The following is a 23,676-nucleotide window of genomic DNA, read 5'->3' on the forward strand; positions in this document are numbered from 1 at the left end:
ACATCGCTTACTCTCCGAAGCGGACATTAGCCGAACAATCCGTTGTGACTGTAGCTGGATGATACGGATGCGCGGAAATTGAAGCGCTGGGCCATTCGCGCCTTCGTGGAGGGGGAACTCAAAGGTTGATGGCAGACAGCTGATCAACGCGCGACTCGAACGGGGCCGTCCGTGGCAGGCATGCGCCGTCGGTCACGCGCGTCCTGCGCGAAAGACCCGAGACTGTGGTCCGCCACAGGTCGACATCTGCGGAGTTGCGCGGTGTGTCAGAGCCGGTCGAGCGCCGGCACATCGCCGCCGAACCAGTTGCTTTTGATCAGCCGTTCCGCCTCGCTCGCGGCGGCTCTATCGCCCCGTGCCTCGGCCACCCTCAGCAGGCCTGCGGACGCCCAACCATTGTTGGGCGAATGCCGGAGCGCCGTGCGAAACGCAGCCTCTGCCTCGTCCAGCCGACCTTGCGCCAAAAGCGCGGCACCAAGCGATTGGTGAACGGGGTAGTACCAAAAAGGTGGCTCCATATAGGGCAGCAACTCCTGGATCGCCGCAGCCTCCCTGAACAGGGCAGCCGAGCGGGCATGATCGCGGGCGTTCTGGGCCACCCTGGCCTCTATCAGCTTCGCGGCGATGGCGAGGACGTCCGGCGCCGGAACGCCGGCAGGCACGAGGGCGGCGATCTCCGGCCGCTGGGCCAGCTTTCGGATCTCCGCGGCTTCCGACCGTGCTTGGTCACCCCGGCCGAGCCGCGCCAGGGCGACGCCGCGGGCGTAATGCCAATTCGCGCGAACGAGCGGGAAGTTCGCGTCGGGGGCTGGCAAGGCCAAAATGGTGCTTGGGGACGAGAACCGCGCATGAGCGCTGTAGGGCGCAGCAGCGATCGGCTGCGACCAGGGCACTTCACGCTTAGCTCGATCTGAGACCATTCCGGCGAGCTTCTCGGCCGCGGCGAGCGCGGTCTGCCCATCCCCACCCATTGTGGCCGACGCGAGGAGGAAGTGGACGTTGTGGGCGTAGTAGGCCTCCGAATAGAGGAGGCTCGCGCCGCCTCGCCGGATTAGCGCCTCGTCGACGGCGGCGGCCTGCAGGTTCGCGTCGAGGCTCTCACGCCAGCGTCCGACGCGATACCAGATGTGGCTCGGCATATGCACGATGTGTCCGGCGCCCGGCATCAGGTCGGCTAGCCGCTCGGCATGTGGCACGGCTCGTTCGGGTCGGTCCGAAGCCTCTACCGCGTGGATGTAGAGGTGAATGGCCCCAGGGTGATCGGGTGCTGGAACGAGAGCCCCTACCTGGCTCTCACCAAGCACGCCTTCGATCAGCTCGATCATCCGCCTTGCTTCGCCTTTGGGGGTCCGGCCGTTGTCCGTCCAGTAATCCCACGGGCTCAGGTTCATCAGGGCGTCTGCCGTGAGCAGCGCAACCTCCGGGCTCTCTGGAAACCGGGCCTGCACGCCCTTCATCTCGTCGGCATAGGCGTGGTCGAGTGACCTGCGATCCACATTGTCATCGGGTGAGTAGCGCTTCGCAAGCGCGGTGATGAGCGCCGCGCCAACCGGTCCCGAGGACGGGGCCAAGCGCTTGGCTTCATCGAGGGCAACCAGTGCTCGCGCATTCGCGTCGGCCTCGATCGGGAAGTTGATGTGCGGGCCGAGCACCCAGGCCTCGCCCCAGAAGCACATGGCGCAGCTCGGATCGAGCACTTGCGCCGCCCGGAACGCCCGGGCAGCCTCGGCGTGATTGAATGCCCAGGCAAGCCGATAGGCCTGATCGAAATAGGCGGCGGCCTCGGCGTGTGCAGGGCGGGCCTCCGGCCAAGTGAGCCGACCAAGGTTGTCATAGAGCGGCGGCGGCTCTGACGAGGTCGGCGCGGCCGCCCCTTTCGGGAGGTCGTGGCTATATGTCCCGAGTTCGTTGCGGGCGGGCGGGCGGGGATGCGCGTGGTTCTGGGCCGGCGCGATCACAATTTCGGCTGTGGCGCCCGATGGCCTCGGCTGGAGCAGAGTGTGGAGAAGCCGCACGCGCGGGCTGTCGTGACTTCCAAGCGGGCAAGCGATGGCTCCGCTTCCCACTGACAATACGCTGGCCGCTGTGGTCGCGATGAGAGCGCGGCCGAAGGGCCGCCAGGACCATTGGACGACGTCGATCATCGGAACCTCCAGAGTTCACCGACCTTCGCCTGATATTGATACGACGGCGGCTCGGCTGACGCACAGGATCTATGCAGCGGAGGTCTGGCCGTTCGCGGCCGTCGGCCTTCGCGCCGCTCAGGGGACACGAAGATGAAAAGGCCACTCCCTCAGGATGGCCACCCGTGTTTGTCGGTGTCAAGCGACGCGAATGCCTGTCCTCTTTGTGTCACGAGGACCTGACCACGCAATCCGTCTTCCGTTCCTAGAGCGGCACCCGATCACGTTGCAATCGGGTGCCGCTCTCGATCTTTGATCTTGCCGCATTGTCCGCGACGAACCGGCATCCGCTTCGTCGGAAAATGCTCTAGACAGGTGCGGATTGAGGGCGGGCGCCGATCTATGCAGAAGACCGCTGCGCCGCTTCCCGCGCAGCCGGCGCCTCAGATGCGGCGGAGCCTACGGTGCGGACGTGAGCCTGCTGCGCCTCGCTGCAACCCCCGGCTTGGACGTCGTCATTGTGGGTATCTGCGGCGATCCGCTGAACGTCCGCTCGGGGTCGATGCTGTTGAAAAACTCCGCTTGTGGCACAAATTCCGGGGTGATCACACAATATGTGGTCATATCTCATCCGCCATCCTACTATATATACAGAGGCGTGCAGATGCGGGGGGTTTTTCAACAGCATCGGGCATCCGCTGCCGAAAGCGGTTAGGCCATTTCCGGCCAAGACCGGTTGCTCCAAGTCAATCGGGCCGCCAGTAAACAGGCCTTCCGAGAGTCCGAGAGGGGTCGGAAGCTGCCCCTCGGCCCCGGCCTACCGTGGTCCGCTCAAGCCGACGCGGGCTCCACGCTTCGCGATTCGGCAACCCGGTAGCCAATACCTGGATCTGTGAAGACAATCCTCGGCTCTGCCTGATTCTGCTCGAGTTTCTGGCGAAAGTGTCCCACATAGACGCGCAGATATTGGGTATTCGCCTTGTGCGACGCCCCCCCCAGACCGCGCTCAGAACCTGCGTGTGAGTGACAACCTGTCCGGCGTGCCGAGTCAAAAGCGCAAGTATGTTAAACTCCCTCGGCGAGAGCCTTACCTCGACATCATTTCGGGTTACGCGCCGACGTAGGATATCGATCTCAATCTCGCCGATCCGGACCGCCGCCATCTCCCCAACCTGGTGCAGGCGGTGCCGCAGAGCCGCCCGCAAACGCGCCATCAGTTCGCCGGTCCCGAAAGGCTTAGTCACAAAATCATCGGCCCCCAGGTCCAGCGCCGCGATCTTCTCCGCTTCTCGATCCCGGGCTGAGCGCACCACGATCGGCACCTGCGACCAGGCGCGCACGCGACCGATCACTTCTTTTCCATCCATGTCGGGCAGGCCCAGGCCGAGGACAACCGCATCCGGAGCATCGGATGCGATCCGTTGCAGCGCCTGGCCCCCGTCTCGGCTCTCCGCACGTCATAGTCGTTCGCCACCAGTACCGGAGCCAGGAAGCGGTGGATGGCGGGCTCATCATCGACCACCAAAATGCGGAGGAGGACGAACGCGGTGGGGCCGCGACGCAACTTCGTGCGTCTGGTGAGAAGGCTAAGTACTCTAACTGCAAGCACTCTGTGGGGATATGGTCGCGCATTACGAGCTGTATTGATGAATGGGCGTAGTTCTGAGGTAAGCTAGACGCCAGAACGTTCAAGGAGGGGGAATGTCCGAGGCAGAGGGCAGCGCGGCGCGCAACGTCGAGCTGGTGGCCGATCTTGTTGCGGCCTTCTTATCTTACAACACCGTGCCGGCGGGCCAGCTGCCGGGATTAATCCGTAGCGTCCACGAGGCGGTCAGCGGACTCGGCAAGCTCGCCGAGGTGGTGCCGGCCAAGCCGGTGCCGCCGATCCCGATCAGGAAAACGGTGACGCCGGACGCGATCATCAGCCTGGAGGACGGCAAGCCCTACAAGTCGCTGAAGCGCCACCTGACTGGGCGTGGGCTCACCCCCGAGCAATATCGAGAGAAGTGGGGCCTGCCGCCGAACTACCCGATGGTGGCGCCGAACTACGCCGCGCAGCGCTCCGAATTTGCCAAGGCGCTCAGCTTCGGCCAACACCGCCGCAAGGGTGCACCTCCTTCCGGCAGCTCGGCATGATCGAGGCGCACTCGCGCGAGGGCGGTCCGTTCACATGAGGGCGGGGTCTAGAGTCGAAAGAAGCCCGCCACGGCGAGGGGGAATACCGGGCGGGCAGAAAGAGAGTGGGATCGATAAGGATCGGCGTCACTTGATCACAGCCGTAGAGAACGCGCCCCAACCTATGATACGTTGGAGGTGTCGGACGGTCTCATCGTGCCCGCATGCTCAGAGCGCAGCTCATCCAACGCGTCGCGGCATTGAACCCGCATCTTCCCCATGGCCAAGCTGACGCGCTCGTGCGCGCAGTCCTGGACCGGATCACCGAGGCCCTGATGGAGGGTGACCGGATCGAGCTGCGCGGCTTCGGGGTGTTGAAGACGACGGCGAGAGAGGCGCGGCAAAGTCGCAACCCTCGGACGGGCGAAGCAGTGGAGGTCCCGGCCAAGCGCGACGTGGCGTTCAGGGCCTCGCGTGAGATGCATGAGCGGTTGAATCCCACGCCCGATCAAACGCTGCGCGCGGCGGAGTGAGGGTTGGGCCAGCTTCCACGCGCGTGAGGACGTCCGGCAGGGTGCCGCGGGCGGGTGTCTCGACTGTGCTCATCTGCGGGCGCCTGCTCCGGGTGCCGATCCCTGGCAGTGGGCAGCGGGTCGGGTTCGATGGACCCCCTGACGGCCCGGCCCGCACGAAGGAACGCTGGCTCGCGAGGGGCCTCTCAGGCCACCCGCTTCGTCACGTGTACCGCTCGCGATTCTCCAGGCCGTTCAGCGCCTCGCAACACGCGTGAGCCTGGATCTCGACGACGAACGACGCCGCTGGGGCCCCGCTGCCGTCCCGGTCGCATACGTCGAAGATCTGGCCAGCCACGCGGAGGAGCGCCTCCAGCGCGTCCCGGATGTCGACGTCGTCGGCCATGCGCTGCCCCTCTGCCGTGGGCGGCATGGCCGCAAAACGTGACGTCTTGCAGAAGGAAGCCCGCCGCGGCAGAGCCGGGCGGGCTGAAGGCCGCGTAGAGTAGAACCCCGCCAGAGAAGCATGTCGGCGGCCGATTCAGAGCTTGGCAGTTCGTACTACCCGCGCCCCGCGTCGGAGAAAGCCCGCCGCGGCGGAGGGGAGGACGCCGGGCGGGCAGAGGTGCGCTTGCATCGGTGAAGGCCCCCATCCAATCAGATCTGCCGGCCCGACACATTCACCTGAGCTACTGGATCCTGCCCTGCGAGTTCCTCAGGCTGAGCGTAGGAGGGGCTGAAAAGCCGGCCGTTCGCATGAAGCGGGGTATGGATCACCCCTGAACGAGAAAGGGCCTTCAGAAGGGGGCGGGGCCCGTTGTCTGAACGAATGTGCGGAGGAACGCCGGGCAGGATGAACAGGTCCGAGAGCACATCGATCGCATCCGCTGCCTTGAGCTTGCGCGCCACCCGAATGGCGAGGCATTCGCGGGTGAACTCGTCGACCACGTTCAGCAGGAGGACCTTGCGGCCGTCACGCGTGCGCGCCTCGACGACGTCGTAGGACGAGACATGATCGCGATGCTCGGGCCGCAGCCGGACACAGGAGCCATCCCCGTCCCAGAGCCGGCCCTTCTTGGGCTGGCGGGCCGGCACCTTCAGCCCCTCCTGCCGCCACAGCCGCTCCACCCGCTTGTCGTTGACCAGCCAGCCCGCCGCCCGCAGCAGCGCGGCGATCTTGCGGTAGCCGTGACGGCCATACCGGTGCGCCGGCTCGATCAGGTCAGCGAGCAGCGCCGCCTCGTCGTCTCTCCCCCGCGGCCTCTTGCGCTGCGTCGAGCGATGCTGCCCGAGCGCGCGACAGGCACGCCGCTCGGAGACGTGCAGGACGTCCATGACATGCTCGATGCAGGCGCGCCGGCGCGCGGGGCTGGTCAGTGTCCCCGGGCGGCCTCCTGCCGGATCAGCCCGTCGAGCGTGAGGTCCGCGATCGCCTTGCGGGCATTCTCGGTCTCCAGCTCCTTCATCCGGCGCACCTGGTCGGACTTCGGCCCACCGAACTCCTCGCGCCAGCGATAGGAGGTGACCTCGGTCACGCTGATCGCGCGGATCGCATCAGCCACGCTCTGACCCTGCGAGACCAGCACGTCCACCTGCCGCAGCTTGGCCACGACCTCTTCCGGCTTGTGTTTCCTCGTTCCCATCGCGTCCGTCCTCCGTCGGCTCAGAGCCATACTTCAGGGCGGACCACTCCGATGGGGGCTGACCACGGGCGCGCTGCTTTCGAGAGGCCGTAAGCGGAAGTTGTTCACCGCCTCTGTCATTGGTGGGCCCGGCAGGACTCGAACCTGCAACCAGACCGTTATGAGCGGCCGGCTCTAACCGTTGAGCTACGGGCCCAGGAGGATGGGGTGGATAGCCGGTTTCCGCCCCTGCCGTCATCACCCACAGGGTCGAGTGGCGCAGCAGGGTGGCTGGCGCTAGAGCATTTTCCGACGAAGTGGATGCCGGTTCGTCGCAGAAAATGCGGCAAGATCAAAGATCTAGAGCAGCACCCGATTGCAACGTGATCGGGTGCTGCTCTAACTCCCAGCCATGCTTTCGCCCGACCTACCTGCCGACCCCACTACCCTTGTTCATGGGTGGAACCGCGGCCTCGCCTCCCTCTCGCTCGGCCAGCCACCGTGCCCCGGCCTCCGCCTTGAGGATTGGGCGACGATCCTGGAGAACTGCCGCCACTTCGTTGGCGAGTTCAGCGCCGAGGCGGCGGAGCTCGGGTGGGACACGCTCACCCTGTTCTCGGTGCGCCGGCAGGCCGGCATGATCCGGGGCGACTGGCGCGGGGTCATGGGCTCGACGATAAGTGCGCCCTGACCAGCCACCGCCTCATCGCGTGGCGCGGGCGACCGAACCTGGAGAGCATCGTCCGACGGGCGCGCGCCCGGCGGTCCTTCACGGCGACGTCGGAGCTCGCCGTCGAGCGTTGCAGCGCATGAGCGGATCTCGTCGCACCCCAACCGCCGTCGTCGCGCCGGTAAATGGCGGCCTGCCGATGATCCGCGGTGCCCCGCCGGGCGAGGGTCAAGGCGAAATCGCGGTCGCCCTGGCCGCCCTCCGGGCCGGCGGGACCGGCGCGCCGCCCGGGGCCGGCGCGTGAGCGCCGCGCCCGGTCGCGCGCCGGACAGGAAACCGGTCCTGATCGTCCTGCACCAGGAACTCTCGACCCCCGGGCGGGTCGGGCGCCTCCTGCAGGAGCGCGGCCATCCCCTCGACGTCCGTCGGCCGCGCTACGGCGATCCGCTGCCCCCCACCCTCGCCGCGCATGCCGGCGCGGTGATCTTCGGCGGCCCGATGAGCGCCAACGACCCCGACGCGTTCCTGCGCCGCGAGATCGACTGGATCGCCGTGCCGCTCGCCGAGCGGAAGCCCTATCTGGGCCTCTGCCTCGGCGCGCAGATGCTGGCGAAGTGCTGCGGCGCCAGCGTCCAAGCCCACCCGGAGGGCCGGGCCGAGATCGGCTACTACCCGCTCGTCCCGACCGAGGCCGGGCGCGGCTTCGCGCGGGAGATCGGGCAGGCGTGGCCCTCCCACGTCTATCACTGGCAGCGCGAGGGCTTCACCTGCCCGGCGGGCGCCGAGATGCTGGCGACCGGGGACGACTTCCCCACCCAGGCGATCCGGGTCGGGCCGGCGGCCTTCGGGCTGCAATTCCACCCGGAGGTCACCCACGCCATGCTCTGCCGCTGGACCGTGCGGGCCGCCCACCGCCTCGCCCTGCCCGGCGCCCAGGATCGCGTCCGCCAGATCGAGGGCCGCTACATGCACGATCCCCAGATGGTCCGCTGGCTCGACGCCTTCCTGGACCATTGGCTCGCCCTCGGCGACGGGGCCTCGTCCGCATGATCGTCAGCCTCAGTCTTCACCTGCTCTGCCGGCTCTTCGGCGAGATCCGGGTGCGCCGCCTCGCGTCCCTACGGACGGGCAGCTGGACCTGGGCTGCCATCAACTCCCTGGCCGAGCCGATTGCATCACGCAATACTGCGAGTTTTGTGGAGGTAAAGACACACCTCGCGCACAAATCACACGGCATTCTCACTGCGTGCGCTTCGGCCTTGGTGCGGCCTTGAAGTCCTCACCTCTGAGAGACGTACTTCGGACCTTGGACTGGGGGCGGTGCCATGGCTGACGGATGGGCATTTCGCGAGAAGACGCGCGGCCGACTGAGGGTGGTAGCCGTAGCTCGGTCGCTCGCCCGCTCCGGGGAGCATGCCGACCACACCACAATTCTTGAGGCCCTCCGGGCGGACGGCCTTTCCGACATGGCGCCGAGCTGGTTCAGCGACCCCGCCTTCGTCCTGCAACTCGACCGGATGTGCACTCATGCCCACGAAAAGGCGATCGGGGCGCATCGCGCCGATGCCGGGCGGCCGCGGGCCCGCGGGACAGGTCACGAACACCGCTGCACTCCGAGGCGCCTCTCCACGCGGCCACGAGGCGACGATCAGCACCGACCGCGTCCCGGCCAACATGCCGTTTCCGGACATCACCTTGCACTTGCGGGCTCGGCCTGTGGGTCGAAGCAGGTCGGCGTTATGCGCGGCTGAAGGCGCGCACGGGCTGGAGCATGGCCGAAGCGGGGACCGCGCCCGCCGGCTACGGGTGACGGGGCGGGACACGCCCTGGCCGGATCGGCAGTGAGCTACCGCTTGGACGCACGCGGAGGATCGAGCGAAAGATCAAGTTGAACATCGGCGCCTAAGCTCGCGGCAAGACGCCGAGCCATCGCAGGATCAAGGCCCCACACGAGCGGGCGACCTCCGCTCACTAATGTGTAAGTGCCGTCGCGCTTAGCTTTGATCACGATCAGTTCTTCCACGTACAATCCCCCGGTTTAGCTGAACTGCAAAGCCTGACATGTGCTGGTTCATTGCAGGACAAAACGGGATCTGGAGATTGGTTCACGCGTCCGTGATCGGAATATCGGCTAAGCTCTCCGCCTATTGGTGCAAGACATTGCCGTAGAAGCAGAAAGGTCCGCCGCGGCCGGAGCCGGGCGGGCCGAAGGCATCCCCACATGATCAAGGGCATCGTGCGCCCGCACGCCCGGGCCGATCAAGCGCCGCCCGCCTGCGGGTCCAGGACCAAAATCGGCCCATGGCAGACAGTGCATACAGCACGCAGTTTCGTTCATCCGACTCGGAGCAACACCCTGTCGTCTCACCCGCACCGTGCGGCGTGAGCCCACTCGCACGGTCAAAGCTTTGCGCATATTCCTACGGGAACAGGGCTTGCGGAAAGTGCCGCCCGGGTGAACGCTTGCCACCGTGGCGTCCTGATGCCGCCGTAATACGGGCCGAGCGGGAGGAGGGGGATGGTGGGCTGGGTGCCGACGGCGGCGAGTGGGATGGGGGACGTGGGCGCGGCACCATCCGCGAACGAGCCGCTCTGGCTTGCCGGCCGGAACGGCACGGTGTGGCGGACGGATGACGGCAAGGATTTCGAGCAGCTCACGGGCCATGGGCTGCCGCCGGGAGTGACGCGGATCGCCGGGTCGCACGGGCGGCAGTTCGCCGACACGCGCCAGAACGTCGCCTGGGCGGTCACGGGCGCGGGCGAGTTGTGGCGCTTTAACGGGCAGGGCTGGACCAAGACCAAGGCGAGCGGCATGCTCGACGTCGCCGTGAGTCCGTTCGATCGCGCCTGGGTGCTTGGACAGAACGGGACGGTCTGGATGACCGGGGAGGTCGGGGACCAGTTTGTTCAGGTGCGGCCGCACGACGGCGCGCCCGTGTTCATCCGCATCGCTGTGGTCCCGGACCTCGTCGTGAGAGCCGACACGATCTGGCTCGCCGGAAACGACGGGTCGCTCTGGCGGTTGAACCCGTCGCAAACGGATTGGTGGCGCACCAACGCGAGCGAAGTGGGCGACGTCGCGCTGGGGCCGCATGGACGGCTCTGGCTCGCGGGGACGAACGGCACGGTCTGGCACTCCGATGGCGTGCACTTCACGCGAGTGTCGACCTTGCCGGACCGGCGGCAACTGGCGACCCCGAAGCACGATCAGAGCCTGCCGCCACTGCACATCGAAAGCTTGGCGGGACGGGGCAACACCGTCTGGGGCGTGACCAACACCGGCGAGCTGTGGAAGTTCGACGCCACGAACCTCTGAGCGAGGCGGGAACCGCTGCACCTAGAGCATTGTCCGACGAAGCGGATGCCGGTTCGTCGCGGACAATGCGGCAAGATCAAAGATCGAGAGCGGCACCCGATTGCAACGTGATCGGGTGCCGCTCTAGACCTGCAGCAGGAGAGCGCCGCCCAGGGTAGGCGCGGAGCCGCCGCTACCTTTGCCCCCCGCCGACCTTCTCGACGGCCCGGCCGACCTCGGTCCAGTCCCTCCGGAGCGACTTTACGCTGTCGTCCTTCGCGACCCGTTGCAACGCCCCCCTGGAGCTGCGCGAGCGGCGCCGAGAACGGGTCATCAGCGCCTATCCTGAAGCGTAAACTTTCACCGGTCATCGTTTGACTACTGCCGTAGTGATTACAGACGTATCTAAGGCTAACGTCCTATGCGTGAGCCTACGCAGGTTGTTGACTTGGCATCGTGCAGAAGTATTAATTTTCGCGATCGCGACTTTGGGCGCTGAGTGGATATAACCTAGGATAATATCATATTCATAGACGTCGAGGATGTTGATAGCGGTAATGCAAATTATTTCAATGTAATTGCTAATACATTATCCGCTTACGTATCCAACAACTCGGTTCGACTGACCGTTGAGTTGCCACTGCTCTCAGTTGACACTAGTGATGACAGAGAGCCCCGGCGAGAGACGAACGGTGGCGGCATAAGTTCAGGCTTGTCCCGCAAGAAGCTGGAACAACCAGGCTGTGGCGACGCACATTAGGGAGCGGGAGCTCAGAGCCGGAAGGCCGCTCGTCAGGGCGCGACTGCGGCGAGTTCGGCCTGGGATACCTTGCGGAGGTCGCGCAGCGTTCCCAAGGTTGCTGCGACATACTCTCGGACCGCTTGCGCTTCCGACCGAGTGGCATCCTCGTAGGCAGCGATCTCCAGGCTAAGGGCCTGCGTCTCCACCTCGGCGTAGCGCCGGGAAAGCGCCAAGTAATCTAGGGGTTCGATGTTCTCAACAATGCTTCGCAGCTCCCGATCGAGCGTGTTCCGCACCTCGACCCCGGCGTCCCCCGCCAGCCGGGCGAGTTCCGGCAACTGAGCAGTCCGGAAGTCGCGTACACGCTCGGCCAGGGACTTGATGCCGGGCCGTGGCTCCTTGGCCGCAGCGATGCGGGAGATCTGCGCCTGGAACAGGGCAGACGAGTAGGCGGCTTCGATGAACCGTCCCGTAGCGTCGTTCGCGTGCGACTGGGCTACGCCCGCAGCCCAGAAGGCGATCGCCGCGAAAGCCATTCGTCGCCGGCTCATTGCCATCCTGGAACCCCTTGCATGTTGGGAAGCTTGTGCGCGATGCCCTTGTGGCAGTCGATGCACGTCTTCTGGCCTGTGAACAGATCCTTCTCGTGAGCTGCCGCCGCCCGCGGATTCTGCTTCGACACGTCCATCGACTGGGCGCTGTGGCAGTTGCGACATTCCAAGGAGTCGTTGGCCTTCATCCGCGCCCATTCGTGTTCTGCCAAGTGACGGCGCAGATCCAGGAACTTATCACGTGTGTCAATCGAGCCGAAGATGTGCCCCCAGACTTCTTTGGAGGCTTGCATCTTGCGCGCGATCTTGTCGGTCCACTGATGTGGCACGTGGCAATCGGGACAGCTCGCGCGAACGCCCGAGCGGTTGGTGTAGTGGATCGTGCCCTTGAGCTCCTCGAAGACGTTCGTCTTCATCTCGTGGCACGACGTGCAGAATTTCTCGGTGTTGGTGTGCTCCAGGACTGTGTTGAAGCCGCCCCAGAACAGGACTCCTGCAACGAAGCCGCCTAGCGTGAGGAAAGCCAGCGACAGGGTGACGGGAGGACGCGTGGCCGTACGCACCCAAGGGTTCAGCCAGAACCAGGACCACGCCCTAGCAATTGCCGCCATCTCAGCGCCCCCGGGGCTCGCGCTCAACCAGCGCGTCCATGTCGACGAAGGTGTTCGGGACGAGCGGCTTCGCCCCGGTCTGCGGAACGTGGCAGGCGAGACATGAGTAGCGACGTGGGGAGACCCCGCCGAGCGTGTTTCCCTCGCGATCCTGGTAGTGCGTGACGCTGATCATCGGGGCCTGCGATTGCTCGGTGAACTTTCGAGCGTGGCAGGCCAGGCATTTGTTCGCGTTCAGGTCGAGCGCGTAACCCTCGATTGCGTGTGGGATCAGGGGCGGCTGGTCCGGATAGTTGCGCTTGCGGCGCACGTCGTCGGTGACCTGCCGCTGCATCGGCGGGGCCGGCGTTTCCTTGGTGAACGGCTCCGGACCGGTCAACCGAGGAGCATCCTGCGCGAACAGCGCCCCCGCGACGAGGCAGGCCGCACCAGTACAGGCGGAGAGCAGAAGGCGACGCATCATTCCGCCCCACGCTCGGCCGTGGCGACGCCGATCACCTTGACGGCGCACTTCTTGAAGTCGGTCTGCTTCGAGATCGGGTCTGTCGCGTCCAGCGTGGCCTTGTTGATCAGCTGGCTGGCGTCGAAGAACGGAACAAAGACGCGCCCGGGCGGCATCTTGTTGCGTCCCCGGGTCTCTACCCGGGAGCGGATCTCACCGCGCCGCGAAATGATCCGCACCTCCTGCCCACGGCGGAGACCGCGCTTCTGCGCGTCGTCGGGATGCATGAACATCACGGCGCCGGTGAAGGCCCGATAGAGCTCTGGCACCCGCATCGTCATCGAGCCCGAATGCCAGTGCTCCAGCACGCGACCTGTGACCAGCCAGAGGTCGTATTCCTGATCCGGAGCCTCGGCCGGCGGCTCGTAGGGCGCCGCCATGACGACCGCTCGGCGGTCGGGATTGCCGTAGAACTGCCAGCCGGCCCCCTTCTCGACGTAGGGGTCGTGTCCCTCGCGATAGCGCCAGCGCGTCTCCTTGCCATCGACGACGGGCCAGCGCAGGCCGCGGACCTCGTGGTAGCGGTCGAAGGGTGCGAGGTCATGGCCGTGACCGCGCCCGAACGAGGCGTACTCCTCAAACAGTCCTTTCTGGACGTAGAAGCCAAACTGCTTCGATTCGAAGTTCTCGTGGTCCGCTGCGATCTCGTCCAATCCGAAGCGGTCAACGCTGCCGTTGCGCCAAAGCACGTCGAAGAGCGATTTGCCCTTGTAATCCGGATGAGCGACCAGGATCTCCTGCGCCCAAACCTCGTCGGTCGTGAAGCGCTTGGAGAACTCCATCAGTTGCCAGAGGTCCGAGCGCGCATCGCCGGGGGCATTGACGAGCTGGCGCCACATGTGCGTCCGGCGCTCGGCATTGCCGTAAGCACCCTCCTTCTCGACCCACATGGCCGTGGGCAGCACGACGTCCGCGGCCATCGCGGTCACGGTCGGGTAGGGGTCCGAGCAGACGACGAAGTTGGCCGGGTTGCGGTAACCCGGATAGGTCTCGGTGTTCGTGTTGGGAGCCGTCTGCAGGTTGTTGTTGCACATGATCCAGTAAGCGTTGAGCTTACCGTCCTTGAGCATGCGGTCCTGCTGCACGGCATGGTAGCCGATCTCGCCGTTCAACAAGCCGGGTGGCAGCTTCCAGATCTCCTCAGCGTGCTTGCGGTGCTCGGGGTTGTTGACCTGCATGTCCGCGGGTAGGCGGTGCGAGAAGGTGCCAACCTCGCGAGCCGTTCCGCAGGCCGATGGCTGACCCGTCAGTGAAAAAGGGCTGTTTCCGGGCTCCGAGATCTTCCCAGTCAGTAAATGGATGTTGTAGACGAGGTGGTTCGCCCAGACACCGCGGACGTGCTGGTTGAAACCCATCGTCCAGAGTGACATCACTCTGATCTTCGGATCGGCGTACGTCTTTGCGAGGGTCAGGAGCCGCTCCTTCGACACCCCGGTCAGTTCTTCAGTCTTTTCAAGAGTGTACTCTCCCACCATGCGGGCATAGGCGTCGAAGTTCGACGGCTGCGACACGGCGGCCTCGTTGGCATGCGTGGCGCGCTGCTCCAGCACGTGCTCGGGCCGGAGGCCGTAGCCGATATCGGTGTTGGCAACTCGGAAGTTGACGTGGCGCTCCACGAAGTCGCGGTTCACGGCTCCGTTCTGGATGATGTAGTTCGCGACGAAGTTCAGGATGGCGAGGTCGGTCCCAGGCTGGAAGATCAGTGACTGATCCGACAGCTCGGTCGTGCGGTGCTCGTAGGTTGAGAGCGTCGCGATACGGACGTGCGGCGCGCTGAGACGGCGGTCGATGACCCGCGTCCAAAGGATCGGGTGCATCTCCGCCATGTTCGAGCCCCAGAGCACGAAGGCGTCGGCATGCTCGAAGTCGTCGTAGCACCCCATCGGCTCGTCCATGCCAAAGGTACGGATGAAGCCGACGGCGGCCGATGCCATGCAGTGGCGGGCATTCGGATCGAGGTTGTTAGATCGAAAGCCGGCCCGCATGAGCTTGGTCGCAGCATAGCCCTCGAAGATGGTCCACTGGCCCGAGCCGAACATGCCAACGGCCTTGGGCCCTTTCTCGCGCAGGACGCGCTTCCACTGCCGGGCCATTTCATCGAAGGCTTGGTCCCAGGAGACCGGCTGCAGCTCAGCGTTCTTGTCGAACTTGCCGCCGCGTACCCTCATCAATGGCTGCGTCAGCCGGTCCGCGCCATACATGATCTTCGAGAGAAAGTAGCCCTTCACGCAGTTCAGGCCGCGATTGACCTCGGCCTGCATGTCGCCGTGCGTCGCGACCACGCGACCGTCCTTCACCCCGACCATCACGCCGCAACCCGTGCCGCAAAATCGGCATGGTGCCTTTGACCACTTGAGGGCGATGTCCTCGCCGGCCGCAAGATTTTGCGCCTCGGCCGGCAGGTCGATGCCGGCGACAGCAGCCGCCGCGGCCGCGGCCTGAGCCTTGAGCAGAGTTCGACGAGACATATCCATGGTCGTTTCCTGGGTGCGGCAGGTCGCCGACCGGCGCGCCTAGTCGAAGCGGTGGTAGACAAGCGCTGTAGAGAGGACGCCGGGTAGCTCCCCGATCTCGCCCAGCCGCTGCACAACGTCGTCCTCCGTGGAGGTCTCCAGCGTGGCGACGATCTTCCCAGCGGGACTCTCCCCATGCACGTCGAGGCCCGGCATCGCCCTGAGCGAGGCCAGCACCCCGGCTAGACGCTCGGGCCGGGCGTGGACCACCAATCCGCTGACATGATGTCCACCGCCCGCTGCGCGTCCGGCGGCCGGACGGCCGGCCAGCAGGTCCCGTCGTGACAAGGACGCTTGTTCATGCGCCATCGCTCTCTCCTAGACGGGTCCTGGAGGACCAGTGAACGCGTAGTACATCCAGACGAGGAAGCCCCAGCCGGAGACCACTCCGACCGCGATAAAAGGCCATATCAGGACCGCTAAGACCAGAAAAGTCAGCAACTCTCGCGCACGGCCATCTCGTGTTGGCATTTTCTCTTGAGCCTGCTGGCTTTGCACTACCAGCCTCCCCCCGATTAGGCCTGACCCAGGCCGTGATAGCCGGAAACGAAGGTTCCGGTTCTGTTTTCAAGCGCCGCAATGACTGTCTCGCGCTGCGATAGCGAGCCGAAAAGGACACGTAAGCACGGCACCGCCGGACGCGTGTCCTCACCTGGGCGTATTGCGTGACTTAGAGCACCTATCCAAGCCGCCTTCGCTCCTGAAATTTCAACCACTTAGCGGGGGCGAAGGCGGATTGTGTTAGGGGCTTTTAGCCCGACTATCAAACGTAACAGCGGAGGGTTCGGTTCCAGGTGTTATTGATTTAGATTGGTCTCGAACGCAATTGATGGATGCTATAAATACTTGAACGCAACTCGTTTGCGCCACAGCAGACGAACGGGCTGAGTGATGAACCCCTTTGAATGTGCAGTAGTGGAGTCGCCGCGCACCCGCAAAAACTGTGTCCATTGCAGCGTCGGGGGTCTCGGAATGCGGCCTGCAAAATTCACTCTGCCGCCTTGAAGCAGAAGTTTCGTTCGCGTCCGGGTTCGGCTCCCCTTCGATTTCCTTAACGACATGCCCAGCAATGCGGGACTCTGGAGAGAGTCTATCTCAGCGATCTTTGCGCCCACGGCGGTGATTCACTTCTGTACAGAAGTGGCGGTGAACTCAGGTCCATTGTCAGAGCGAACGTGCGTTCATTCTCTCTGCCGGTACGGTCCACACACCACCTGAGAGGTCGAGTTCGTGCCACCGGGCATCCAGCACCTCGCCCGTGCGCGCGGCAGTCAGGATCGTGTACTCAAAGGCACGGGCGGCAATGCTGCCGCCGGTGCGCAGCGTCGCCAGGAACTGCGGTACATCCTTGTAGCGCAAGGCGGCGTGGTGCTCGACCCGCCGGATTTTGGACCGGGCCGGCAACAGGTTTTCAAGATGGCCGCGCCAAGGTGCGGGGTCATCACCAGTGCGATACCCGCGGGTGCGAGCCCAATCCAGGATGGCTTCGATCCGCCCTCGCAACCGGTTGGCGGTCTCAGACTTGTTCGTCCAGATCGGCTCCAGCACCCTCATCACCCACCTCGTGTCCACCGCCGCCACGGGCGAATCACCGAGCACAGGATGAAGGTAGGTCTCCAGTGTCGAGCTCCACTGCATGGCGTGCTTGGCATTGCGCCAGCTAGCCCGGTGGGTCGAGATGTAGGTTTCGGCAGACTGGCGGAACGTCATCGCGTGCGCCGCCTTGGCCGCGAGATCTTGGCGCTTCGCCTTTCGCGCCTCAATCGGGTCGATCCCCTCCGCGCATAACTTTCGGCGGACAAGTGCCTTGTCGCGGGCCTCCGCGAGCGAGAATGGCGAGGCTGAGCCGAGCCCCATAGCTCGCGCCCTGCCGCGCAGGGTGAAGCGGAAGATCCAGCTCTTGGCTCCGTTGCCCGTCACCTGTAGCCACGGGCCGCCACCGTCGCCGGACATCCCCGGCGTCCTCAGCGTCGCGACCCTCACGGTGGAAAGCGTCCCGGTCATGCCTGCTGTTCTCACGCTCCTCCCCGCACCGTCATCGCGCGTTTCGGCGAGCTCCTGCGGCGCATCACGGACGACGGGCTGTGCCTTCCTCGGCCATTCAAGGGACTTAGCGGTCACATGCGCACCAGTACGGACGGTCAGCTCGCGGAGGTCTTCTCCGCCTTCCTCAAGCTCGGCCTAACCTCCTTCGGCGGCCCGATCGCGCATCTCGGCTATTTCCGCGACGAACTCGTCCTGCGCCGCCGCTGGATCGACGAGGAGGCCTACGCGGACCTGGTGGCCCTGTGCCAGTTCCTGCCGGGGCCGGCGTCGAGCCAGGTCGGGTTCTCCCTCGGCATCCTGCGCGGCGGGGGGCTGGCGGGCGGGCTCGCGGCCTTCGCGGGCTTCACCCTCCCCTCCGCCCTCCTCCTCGTCGCGGTCGCCCTGGGGGCGGGGGCGGCCCCCGGCCCCCTGGCGGCGGGGGTGCTGCACGGGCTGAAGCTCGTCGCGGTGGCGGTGGTGGCGCAGGCGGTCTGGGGCATGGCGCGGACCCTCGCGCCCGACCGGCCCCGCGCCGGCCTGGGCCTCGCCGCGCTCTGGCTCGTCGTGCTGCTGCCCGGCGCCGCGGGCCAGCTCGGCGCCATCGCGCTCGGCGCCGCGGGCGGGCTCCTCCTCTGCCGGGGGCCGGGCGCGGGCTCCGGGCACGCCGCCGCCTTCCCGGTCTCGCGGCGGACCGGCCTCGCCTCCCTCGCCCTCTTCGCCGCGCTCCTGGTCCTGCCGGGGTCCGTGGCCGCGCTGACCGGCTCCGGGGCGCTCGCCGCCTTCGACGCCTTCTACCGGGCGGGCGCCCTGGTCTTCGGCGGCGGCCACGTGGTGCTGCCGCTGCTGCAGGCCTCCCTGGTCGGGCCGGGCTTCGTCACCACCGACGCGTTCCTGGCCGGCTACGGCGCCGCCCAGGCCGTGCCGGGGCCGCTCTTCACGGTCGCGGCCTATCTGGGCGCCGTGCTGCAGGGGGCTCCGGGGGGAGTTCCCGGGGCGGCGCTCGCGCTGGCGGCGATCTTCCTGCCGGGCCTGCTGCTGGTGCTCGGCACCCTGCCCTTCTGGGATGCCCTGCGGGCGCGGCCCGGTGCCCAGGCCGCCATGCGCGGCACCAACGCCGCCGTGGTCGGGATCCTCGCCGCGGCCCTGCACGACCCGGTCTGGACCAGCTCCGTCCACTCCCCCCGCGACATGGCGGTCGCCGCGACCGGCTTCGTGCTCCTGACCGTCGGGCGCGCCCCGCCCTGGCTCGTGGTGCTGCTGAGCGCGGCTGCGGGGGCGCGGCTCGGCCCCTGATTCGACATCCGACGGATTGCGTCCGCCATGCGGATGTCGGCTTCGCTCACGCGCCGCGCGGGCTTGGCAGACGCTGTCCGGACGTGATCGTCCGGACAGCGTGTGAGTCAGGCGGCCCGCACGCTCGCCAGGAAGCGGGCGACCTCGGCCCCGAGCCGCTCCGACTGGTGCGAGAGCTCGCCGGCCGAGGCGAGCACCTGCGCGGCCGCGCCGCCGGTCCGCTCGGCCGTGCCCGCCACGCCCGCGATGGTGCAGGTGACCGTGCTGGTGCCGGTGGAGGCCTGGGACACGTTGCGCACGATCTCCTGGGTCGCCGCCGCCTGCTCCTCCACGGCCGCCGCGATGGTGGTCGACACGCTGCTGATCTCGCGGATGCGGGCCGAGATCGAGCCGATCGCCGAGACGGCCTGGCCGGTCGCGTCCTGGATCTGGCCGATCTGGGCCGAGATGTCGCTCGTCGCCCGGGCGGTCTGGCTGGCGAGCTCCTTGACCTCGGCGGCCACCACCGCGAAGCCGCGCCCGGCCTCGCCGGCCCGCGCCGCCTCGATCGTGGCGTTCAGCGCGAGGAGATTGGTCTGGCTCGCGATCGAGGAGATGAGCCCGACCACGTCGCCGATCCGGGTCGCCGCTTGGCTGAGCTGCTGCACCAGCCGCCCCGTCTCCTCCGCCTCGCCCACCGCGACCTGGGCGAGGCCGGCCGAGCCCGAGACCTGCCGGCCGATCTCCTGCACGGAGGTGCCGAGTTCCTCCGCGGCCGCCGCCACCGTGCCGACATTCGTCGACGCCTCCTCGGCCGCCGCCGCGACGCTGGAGGATTGCAGCGCGGTCTCGCTCGCCGCCGCCGCCATGGTCTCGGCCGTGGCCCGCAGCCCGGTGGCGGAGGAGGAGACGAGGCCCACGATGCCGCCGACCGCCCGCTCGAACTCCACCGCGAGGCTCGTCATGGCCTCCCGGCGGGCCGCCGCGGCCGCCACCTCGGCGACGCGCCGCCGCTCGGCCTCGTCGGCGGCCGCCCGCGCCACCATCGTCTTGATCCGCTCCACGGCCCGGCCGATAGCACCGATCTCGTCGCCGCGCCGGGCCTCGGCGATCTCGGCGTCGATCTCGCCGGCGGCCATCCGCTCGAGCACCCCGACGAGCCGCCCGATCGGCCGCGTGATCCCGATCACCCCGACCACGATCGCCGCGAGGATGCCGACGAGCAGGGCGAGCGCGCTGACGACGATCAGGCTGCGGCGGGTCGCGTTGGTCTCCTCCGTGAGCTCCTCGTCGCGCCGGCTCGCCACGGCCGACATCTCGCCCGCGAGGGCCTCGCCGCCCGCCACGAGCGCGTCGAAGATCGGATCGACCGCGCGGTGAACGACGGCGAGCGCCTCGGCGTTGCGGTTCGCCATCCCGAGCCGGCGCACCTCCTTCACCTCGCTCACGAAGCGCTGGATCAGGCTCCGCTGCTCGTCGGCCCAGGCCACGTAGCGGGGAGCCTGCCGGCGCAGGGCCTCGAGCGCCTTCTCGATCTCCGGCAGCGCCGCCTGGAACCCGGCATCGGCGTGCGCCATCTGCGCCTCCTCGGTCTCGGCGATCACCCGGTAGGCCCAGTAGTTCAGCTCGAAGATCATCCGGTTGAGCCGATGCGTCGTCGCCGTGGCGTTCTCCTCCTCGCCGATCAGCCGCGTATAGGCATCGTCGATGTAGCTCATTCGGCCCTGGGCGTACCACACGACGCTGCCCACGATGGCGCCGATCAGCAGGATGACGCTGATGAGCTTACCCAGAACCTTGATGTTGCGGAGTTTCATAACGGTTTTCCCAAGGGCGCCTGACCCATGGTTAGAAATTGGATTAGCGCGCTTAAATAAGTGTAAATTCCGGGGTACCCCCCGATTCGACCAGCATAATCTCGTTCTCGCACGGGTGGACTATGCTGAACGGCGTACATCCTCCTGAGGAATCGAGGAACAGGCCGGGGCCGTGCGCCGAGCTGATGCGGCGGCTCCTCACGCCCGACCGGCAGCGGCCCGGTTCGACGACGCGCGGGGACGTGGCGCCCGCGGCCAAGCACCCTATCTTAGCCGCCGGCCCCTCGGGCCCCCTCGCGGCACAGGATGTCCTGATGGAAGACGTCCCTCCCCTCCCCTCGGCCGATCCGCGCTTCGCCCATCTGCCGATTCACGACCGCCACGCCTACGCGGACACGCTCGACCTCGTCGGCGAGGCCGGCGCGGCGCGGCTGCTCGACCGGCTGATCGCGCAGCTCGACGCCGCCTTCCAGGATGGGGCGGACCGGGAGCGCGTGGCGCGGGAGGCCCACGCCCTGATCTCGACCTCCGGCCTCCTCGGTTGCCCGCGCCTCTCGGAGACCTGCCGGGATCTGGAGGAGGCCGCGAAGGCGGGCATCCCGCTGGAGGAGCGGCTCGCCGGGATCCGCCGCATCCGCGACCTCACGGCCGCGGCCCTGCGCACCGTGCGGCAGGGCGGGGCGGGAGACCCGGCCGGTTGAGGCCCGCCGGGGGCCTCGGGCCCGCCGGCCCCTACGGCCCGCGCGGCTCGGTCCCCAGGGTGCGGTCGAAGAAGGCCGCGATCTCGCCGAAGACCTCGCGGGTCTCGGGCGCGTCCGGGTTGAACAGGTACTGCGCGTGGCTCATGCCCTCGAAGACCTGGAGGGAGGCCTCGACGCCGGCTTGGCGCAGCTTGCGGTGGGTGCGCACCGTGTTCGACAGGAAGAGGTCGCGGGTGCCGGTGGTGAGGATGGCGGGCGGCAGGCCGCGGAAATCGCCGTAGATCGGCGAGAGGAGCGGGTCCTTGAGGTCGTGCCCGGCGGCGTAGAGGCGGGCGACGTGGGTGAGCGTGCCCTCGTAGGAGACCAGCACGTTGTCGAGCCACTCGTTGGCCTTGTAGCTGTCGCCGGTCTCGGTGAGGTCCGACCAGGGCGTGCCGGGGGCGATGGCGGCGGGCAGCGCCACCCCCTCCTGCTTGGCCCGCAGCATCAGGGCGAGCGTCATGGCGCCCCCGGTCGAGGTGCCGAACACCGCCATGTTCTCGGGGCGCTGCAGGGTGAGCGCGGCCTTCCACACCGCCATCGCGTCGTCGAGGGCGGCCGGGAAGGGCGCGTCCGGCGGCATGCGGTAGTCGAAGGAGATCACCGTGAAGCCGCCGAACGCCGCCATCAGCACCGCCTCGACGGTGCCGGCCTCGCCCGGGTTGTGGACGTAGCCGCCCCCGTGGATGTGGACGAGGAGGCGGTTGCGGTTGCGCTCGGGCAGGTCCCGGGGGGCGATGATCCAGGCCTTCACGCCCCCGATCACCTCCGGGGTCGCGATCACGCCGAGGCGCTCGCGCAGGGCCGGCAGGGAGGCGGCCGCCTGGGCAGCGAGCCGCGCGACCAGGGCCTTCCACTCGGCCACGCCGTCCGGGTTGGCGTTCCAGGCCGGAGACCGGTACGGGGCCGCGATGGCCGCCTGGAATTCCGGGCTGACCGTGCCGGGCACCGGGATGCGCCGGCCCGGCACCGTCCGCGGGCCGGGCTTGCCATTGGCGGCGCTCTGCTCGGCTTCGAGCCGGGCGAAATCCGGTGCGCTCGCCGTCGGCGCCTGCGGACCGGCCGCCGGCGCGTTGGCCGCGGGCGACGGGATGCTGGCCGCGGGCGACGGGATGCTGGCCGCGGGCGCTTGGACGCTGGCCGCGGGCGCTTGCGCGCCGGCCGAAGGCGCCTGGGGGGCCGCCGGGGTCTGGGCCCGCACTGCCGGCACGGCCCCGACGAGGAGCAGGGCCGTGGACAGCGTCACGGCAGGCCGACGGATCATGGGCGGAGCCTCTTCGTCCGGGAGCGTCTTCGCGGGCGGCGCGCAGCGAGCACGAATGCACGCACCGGGCCAGGTGGGCAAGGGCGCGGGCAAGGGCGCGGGCAAGGGCGCTTGCGCGCGCGGCACGGCGCGGATCGGGAGCCGGCGGCGTGTCGCCGTCACCACGGCCGGCGGGGATCGGGCCCCGGCCCGGGTTGCCGTCTGGCCTTTGCCGCAACCGGCCGTTAGGAGGAGCCGAATGGGGTTGACCCGGTTGCGCTGACCGGGACCCTGACGAGACCAGCGGGGAGACCGATGTTCGTCCGCACCAGAGCCCGGCTCGCCGGAATCAGCCTCGCCGCCGCGGCGGCGCTCCTCGGCGGCTGCGTCAACAACCCGCTCTCCCAGACCGGCGGCGTCCTCCCGGCGGGGGAGATCGGCCCGCCCCCCTCCGCCCGCGCGGATCTGCGCACGCCGGCCCGGAGCGCGGCGGCGACGGATCCCGACCAGGTGGTGGCCAGCGAGCCGACGCGGCGCCTCAACATCCCGACCGCGGCCCGCGGGGCCGGCGGCGCGGACTCCCAGGCCCGCCGCATCCGCCGCGAGGACCTGGAGGATTACAAGCCGTCGGGCGGCGGGGGCGGCGGATTGCAGCCCTCCCTCGGCTCCGGCGGCGCGGTCGGGGTCGGCGGGCGCTTCTGAGCCTCGCCGGATCTCGTCCTATTGTCTGGCGGACAATGGAGTTCTCCCGGCCCGGGAATGCTCTAGTTTGAGCCCCCGCGGGAGGGGCCCGCCACCGAGGCCCCTCCGCCGGAGGAACCCCGCATGATCAAGACCGTCGCATCCGCCGCCGCGCTCCTGGCGCTGTCGGCGCTTCCCGCGCTCGCCCTCGAAGCCTCCAAGACCCAGGACATCGCCGCCCCGCCCGCCAAGGTCTGGGCCACGATCGGCGATTTCTGCGGCATCGGGCAGTGGCACCCCGCCGTCGAGAAATGCGTCCTCTCCGAGAAGGGCGGCAAGCCGATCCGGACGCTCAGCCTCAAGGGCGGCGGCACCATCGTCGAGGAGCAGGTGCGCCGCGACGACAAGGCGATGAGCTACACCTACACGATCCTGGAGAGCCCGCTGCCGGTATCCGGCTATGAATCGACCATCGCGGTCAAGCCCGCGGGGGGCGGCTCGACCGTGAGCTGGTCCGGCTCCTTCAAGGCCAAGGGCGCCGACGACGCCACCGCCAAGGGCGCCATCCAGGGCATCTACGATTCCGGCTTGGCCGCCCTGGCCGCGAAGGCGAAGTAGGACGGCCCGGGCAGGGCCGAGGGA

General features: G+C 67.6%; 20 protein-coding genes, 1 tRNA gene and 2 pseudogenes. 9 read left to right on the forward strand and 14 right to left on the reverse strand.

The features are described from left to right. Window positions 1-266 precede the first annotated feature (266 nt). A complete protein-coding gene (locus M446_RS04775) occupies window positions 267-2,144 on the reverse strand; it encodes a tetratricopeptide repeat protein (protein WP_012330953.1) in 1,878 nt (625 codons plus the stop codon). 810 nt (window positions 2,145-2,954) lie between these two features. Further along, window positions 2,955-3,687, reverse strand: a pseudogene (locus M446_RS04780) (response regulator). Between the two features lie 137 nt (window positions 3,688-3,824). On the opposite strand from M446_RS04780, the gene M446_RS04785 reads away from it, so the two are divergent. Together M446_RS04785 and M446_RS04790 are read left to right on the forward strand one after the other, a co-directional pair. Beyond that, window positions 3,825-4,259 carry a MucR family transcriptional regulator gene (locus M446_RS04785; protein WP_012330954.1) on the forward strand — a complete coding sequence of 145 codons (435 nt, stop codon included), beginning with the start codon at window positions 3,825-3,827 and terminating at the stop codon, window positions 4,257-4,259. A 203-nt stretch (window positions 4,260-4,462) separates the two neighbouring features. Continuing rightward, complete coding sequence (locus M446_RS04790; RefSeq protein ID WP_012330955.1) at window positions 4,463-4,771, forward strand: HU family DNA-binding protein; 309 nt, start codon at window positions 4,463-4,465, stop codon at window positions 4,769-4,771. A gap of 202 nt (window positions 4,772-4,973) precedes the next feature. Here the strand turns inward: M446_RS04790 and M446_RS04795 are convergent, their stop codons facing one another. The 3 genes and pseudogenes from M446_RS04795 to M446_RS04810 form a co-directional block, all read right to left on the reverse strand. After that, the gene (locus tag M446_RS04795) at window positions 4,974-5,156 is read right to left on the reverse strand and encodes a hypothetical protein (RefSeq protein WP_043700840.1); all 183 of its coding nucleotides are present in this window, start codon (window positions 5,154-5,156) and stop codon (window positions 4,974-4,976) included. 383 nt (window positions 5,157-5,539) lie between these two features. Next, window positions 5,540-6,393, reverse strand: a pseudogene (locus M446_RS34740) (IS3 family transposase); the annotation flags it as partial. Between the two features lie 120 nt (window positions 6,394-6,513). Then, window positions 6,514-6,589, reverse strand: a tRNA-Ile gene (locus M446_RS04810). 195 nt (window positions 6,590-6,784) lie between these two features. On the opposite strand from M446_RS04810, the gene M446_RS04815 reads away from it, so the two are divergent. The 3 genes from M446_RS04815 to M446_RS04825 all read left to right on the forward strand — a co-directional run bounded on the left by M446_RS04815 (window position 6,785) and on the right by M446_RS04825 (window position 10,358). Further along, a complete protein-coding gene (locus M446_RS04815; RefSeq protein WP_012330959.1) occupies window positions 6,785-7,063 on the forward strand; it encodes a hypothetical protein in 279 nt (92 codons plus the stop codon). Between the two features lie 279 nt (window positions 7,064-7,342). Continuing rightward, complete coding sequence (locus tag M446_RS04820; protein ID WP_012330960.1) at window positions 7,343-8,092, forward strand: glutamine amidotransferase; 750 nt, start codon at window positions 7,343-7,345, stop codon at window positions 8,090-8,092. Window positions 8,093-9,560: 1,468 nt separating this feature from the next. Next, entirely contained in the window at window positions 9,561-10,358 is a 798-nt protein-coding gene (locus M446_RS04825; RefSeq protein WP_012330962.1) for a hypothetical protein, read from the forward strand. A 771-nt stretch (window positions 10,359-11,129) separates the two neighbouring features. On the opposite strand, the gene M446_RS04830 is transcribed toward M446_RS04825, so the two are convergent. The 7 genes from M446_RS04830 to M446_RS04855 all read right to left on the reverse strand — a co-directional run bounded on the left by M446_RS04830 (window position 11,130) and on the right by M446_RS04855 (window position 17,260). Continuing rightward, window positions 11,130-11,615 (reverse strand): DUF4142 domain-containing protein, encoded by a 486-nt coding sequence (locus M446_RS04830; RefSeq protein ID WP_012330964.1) that lies wholly within the window; start codon window positions 11,613-11,615, stop codon window positions 11,130-11,132. Window positions 11,616-11,626: 11 nt separating this feature from the next. Then, the gene (locus tag M446_RS04835) at window positions 11,627-12,241 is read right to left on the reverse strand and encodes a NapC/NirT family cytochrome c (protein ID WP_012330965.1); all 615 of its coding nucleotides are present in this window, start codon (window positions 12,239-12,241) and stop codon (window positions 11,627-11,629) included. Between the two features lies 1 nt (window position 12,242). Continuing rightward, window positions 12,243-12,701, reverse strand: a complete 459-nt coding sequence (locus M446_RS04840; RefSeq protein ID WP_012330966.1) for a nitrate reductase cytochrome c-type subunit — start codon at window positions 12,699-12,701, stop codon at window positions 12,243-12,245. Then, window positions 12,701-15,217 (reverse strand): nitrate reductase catalytic subunit NapA, encoded by a 2,517-nt coding sequence (gene napA, locus M446_RS04845; protein WP_012330967.1) that lies wholly within the window; start codon window positions 15,215-15,217, stop codon window positions 12,701-12,703. The genes M446_RS04840 and napA overlap by 1 nt, the downstream gene beginning before the upstream one ends. 39 nt (window positions 15,218-15,256) lie before the next feature. Beyond that, window positions 15,257-15,565 carry a chaperone NapD gene (locus M446_RS04850; protein ID WP_083784633.1) on the reverse strand — a complete coding sequence of 103 codons (309 nt, stop codon included), beginning with the start codon at window positions 15,563-15,565 and terminating at the stop codon, window positions 15,257-15,259. 9 nt (window positions 15,566-15,574) lie between these two features. Beyond that, window positions 15,575-15,727, reverse strand: coding sequence for a periplasmic nitrate reductase, NapE protein (locus M446_RS34750; protein WP_083784792.1), 153 nt, complete (start codon window positions 15,725-15,727; stop codon window positions 15,575-15,577). Window positions 15,728-16,420: 693 nt separating this feature from the next. After that, on the reverse strand, window positions 16,421-17,260 hold the full coding sequence (locus M446_RS04855; protein ID WP_012330970.1) for a tyrosine-type recombinase/integrase: 840 nt from the start codon (window positions 17,258-17,260) through the stop codon (window positions 16,421-16,423). Between the two features lie 117 nt (window positions 17,261-17,377). Here M446_RS04855 and chrA point away from each other — a divergent pair, with 117 nt between their 5' ends. After that, window positions 17,378-18,574 carry a chromate efflux transporter gene (gene chrA / locus M446_RS04860; RefSeq protein WP_012330971.1) on the forward strand — a complete coding sequence of 399 codons (1,197 nt, stop codon included), beginning with the start codon at window positions 17,378-17,380 and terminating at the stop codon, window positions 18,572-18,574. A gap of 107 nt (window positions 18,575-18,681) precedes the next feature. Here the strand turns inward: chrA and M446_RS04865 are convergent, their stop codons facing one another. Next, a complete protein-coding gene (locus tag M446_RS04865) occupies window positions 18,682-20,370 on the reverse strand; it encodes a methyl-accepting chemotaxis protein (protein WP_012330972.1) in 1,689 nt (562 codons plus the stop codon). A gap of 314 nt (window positions 20,371-20,684) precedes the next feature. Between M446_RS04865 and M446_RS04870 the strand changes: the two genes are divergently transcribed. Next, window positions 20,685-21,071 (forward strand): Hpt domain-containing protein, encoded by a 387-nt coding sequence (locus M446_RS04870; RefSeq protein WP_018262445.1) that lies wholly within the window; start codon window positions 20,685-20,687, stop codon window positions 21,069-21,071. Window positions 21,072-21,102: 31 nt separating this feature from the next. Here the strand turns inward: M446_RS04870 and M446_RS04875 are convergent, their stop codons facing one another. Further along, window positions 21,103-22,374: an alpha/beta hydrolase gene (locus tag M446_RS04875; RefSeq protein WP_012330974.1), complete on the reverse strand. Its 1,272-nt coding sequence runs from the start codon at window positions 22,372-22,374 to the stop codon at window positions 21,103-21,105. 294 nt (window positions 22,375-22,668) lie between these two features. On the opposite strand from M446_RS04875, the gene M446_RS04880 reads away from it, so the two are divergent. Together M446_RS04880 and M446_RS04885 are read left to right on the forward strand one after the other, a co-directional pair. Further along, window positions 22,669-23,055 (forward strand): hypothetical protein, encoded by a 387-nt coding sequence (locus M446_RS04880; protein ID WP_012330975.1) that lies wholly within the window; start codon window positions 22,669-22,671, stop codon window positions 23,053-23,055. Window positions 23,056-23,178: 123 nt separating this feature from the next. Next, a complete protein-coding gene (locus tag M446_RS04885) occupies window positions 23,179-23,652 on the forward strand; it encodes an SRPBCC family protein (RefSeq protein WP_012330976.1) in 474 nt (157 codons plus the stop codon). Window positions 23,653-23,676 lie beyond the last annotated feature (24 nt).

Source organism: Methylobacterium sp. 4-46, assembly GCF_000019365.1.
GTDB lineage: Bacteria > Pseudomonadota > Alphaproteobacteria > Rhizobiales > Beijerinckiaceae > Methylobacterium.

What these genes read in the sequence shown, in the direction of transcription:
- M446_RS04775 (WP_012330953.1), bottom strand. Translation starts at nt 2,144, where the DNA reads ATGATCGACGTCGTCCAATGGTCCTGGCGGCCCTTCGGCCGCGCTCTC.
- M446_RS04785 (WP_012330954.1), top strand. Translation starts at nt 3,825, where the DNA reads ATGTCCGAGGCAGAGGGCAGCGCGGCGCGCAACGTCGAGCTGGTGGCC.
- M446_RS04790 (WP_012330955.1), top strand. Translation starts at nt 4,463, where the DNA reads ATGCTCAGAGCGCAGCTCATCCAACGCGTCGCGGCATTGAACCCGCAT.
- M446_RS04795 (WP_043700840.1), bottom strand. Translation starts at nt 5,156, where the DNA reads ATGGCCGACGACGTCGACATCCGGGACGCGCTGGAGGCGCTCCTCCGC.
- M446_RS04815 (WP_012330959.1), top strand. Translation starts at nt 6,785, where the DNA reads ATGCTTTCGCCCGACCTACCTGCCGACCCCACTACCCTTGTTCATGGG.
- M446_RS04825 (WP_012330962.1), top strand. Translation starts at nt 9,561, where the DNA reads ATGGTGGGCTGGGTGCCGACGGCGGCGAGTGGGATGGGGGACGTGGGC.
- M446_RS04830 (WP_012330964.1), bottom strand. Translation starts at nt 11,615, where the DNA reads ATGGCTTTCGCGGCGATCGCCTTCTGGGCTGCGGGCGTAGCCCAGTCG.
- M446_RS04835 (WP_012330965.1), bottom strand. Translation starts at nt 12,241, where the DNA reads ATGGCGGCAATTGCTAGGGCGTGGTCCTGGTTCTGGCTGAACCCTTGG.
- M446_RS04840 (WP_012330966.1), bottom strand. Translation starts at nt 12,701, where the DNA reads ATGCGTCGCCTTCTGCTCTCCGCCTGTACTGGTGCGGCCTGCCTCGTC.
- napA (WP_012330967.1), bottom strand. Translation starts at nt 15,217, where the DNA reads ATGGATATGTCTCGTCGAACTCTGCTCAAGGCTCAGGCCGCGGCCGCG.
- M446_RS04850 (WP_083784633.1), bottom strand. Translation starts at nt 15,565, where the DNA reads ATGGCGCATGAACAAGCGTCCTTGTCACGACGGGACCTGCTGGCCGGC.
- M446_RS34750 (WP_083784792.1), bottom strand. Translation starts at nt 15,727, where the DNA reads ATGCCAACACGAGATGGCCGTGCGCGAGAGTTGCTGACTTTTCTGGTC.
- M446_RS04855 (WP_012330970.1), bottom strand. Translation starts at nt 17,260, where the DNA reads ATGACCGGGACGCTTTCCACCGTGAGGGTCGCGACGCTGAGGACGCCG.
- chrA (WP_012330971.1), top strand. Translation starts at nt 17,378, where the DNA reads ATGCGCACCAGTACGGACGGTCAGCTCGCGGAGGTCTTCTCCGCCTTC.
- M446_RS04865 (WP_012330972.1), bottom strand. Translation starts at nt 20,370, where the DNA reads ATGAAACTCCGCAACATCAAGGTTCTGGGTAAGCTCATCAGCGTCATC.
- M446_RS04870 (WP_018262445.1), top strand. Translation starts at nt 20,685, where the DNA reads ATGGAAGACGTCCCTCCCCTCCCCTCGGCCGATCCGCGCTTCGCCCAT.
- M446_RS04875 (WP_012330974.1), bottom strand. Translation starts at nt 22,374, where the DNA reads ATGATCCGTCGGCCTGCCGTGACGCTGTCCACGGCCCTGCTCCTCGTC.
- M446_RS04880 (WP_012330975.1), top strand. Translation starts at nt 22,669, where the DNA reads ATGTTCGTCCGCACCAGAGCCCGGCTCGCCGGAATCAGCCTCGCCGCC.
- M446_RS04885 (WP_012330976.1), top strand. Translation starts at nt 23,179, where the DNA reads ATGATCAAGACCGTCGCATCCGCCGCCGCGCTCCTGGCGCTGTCGGCG.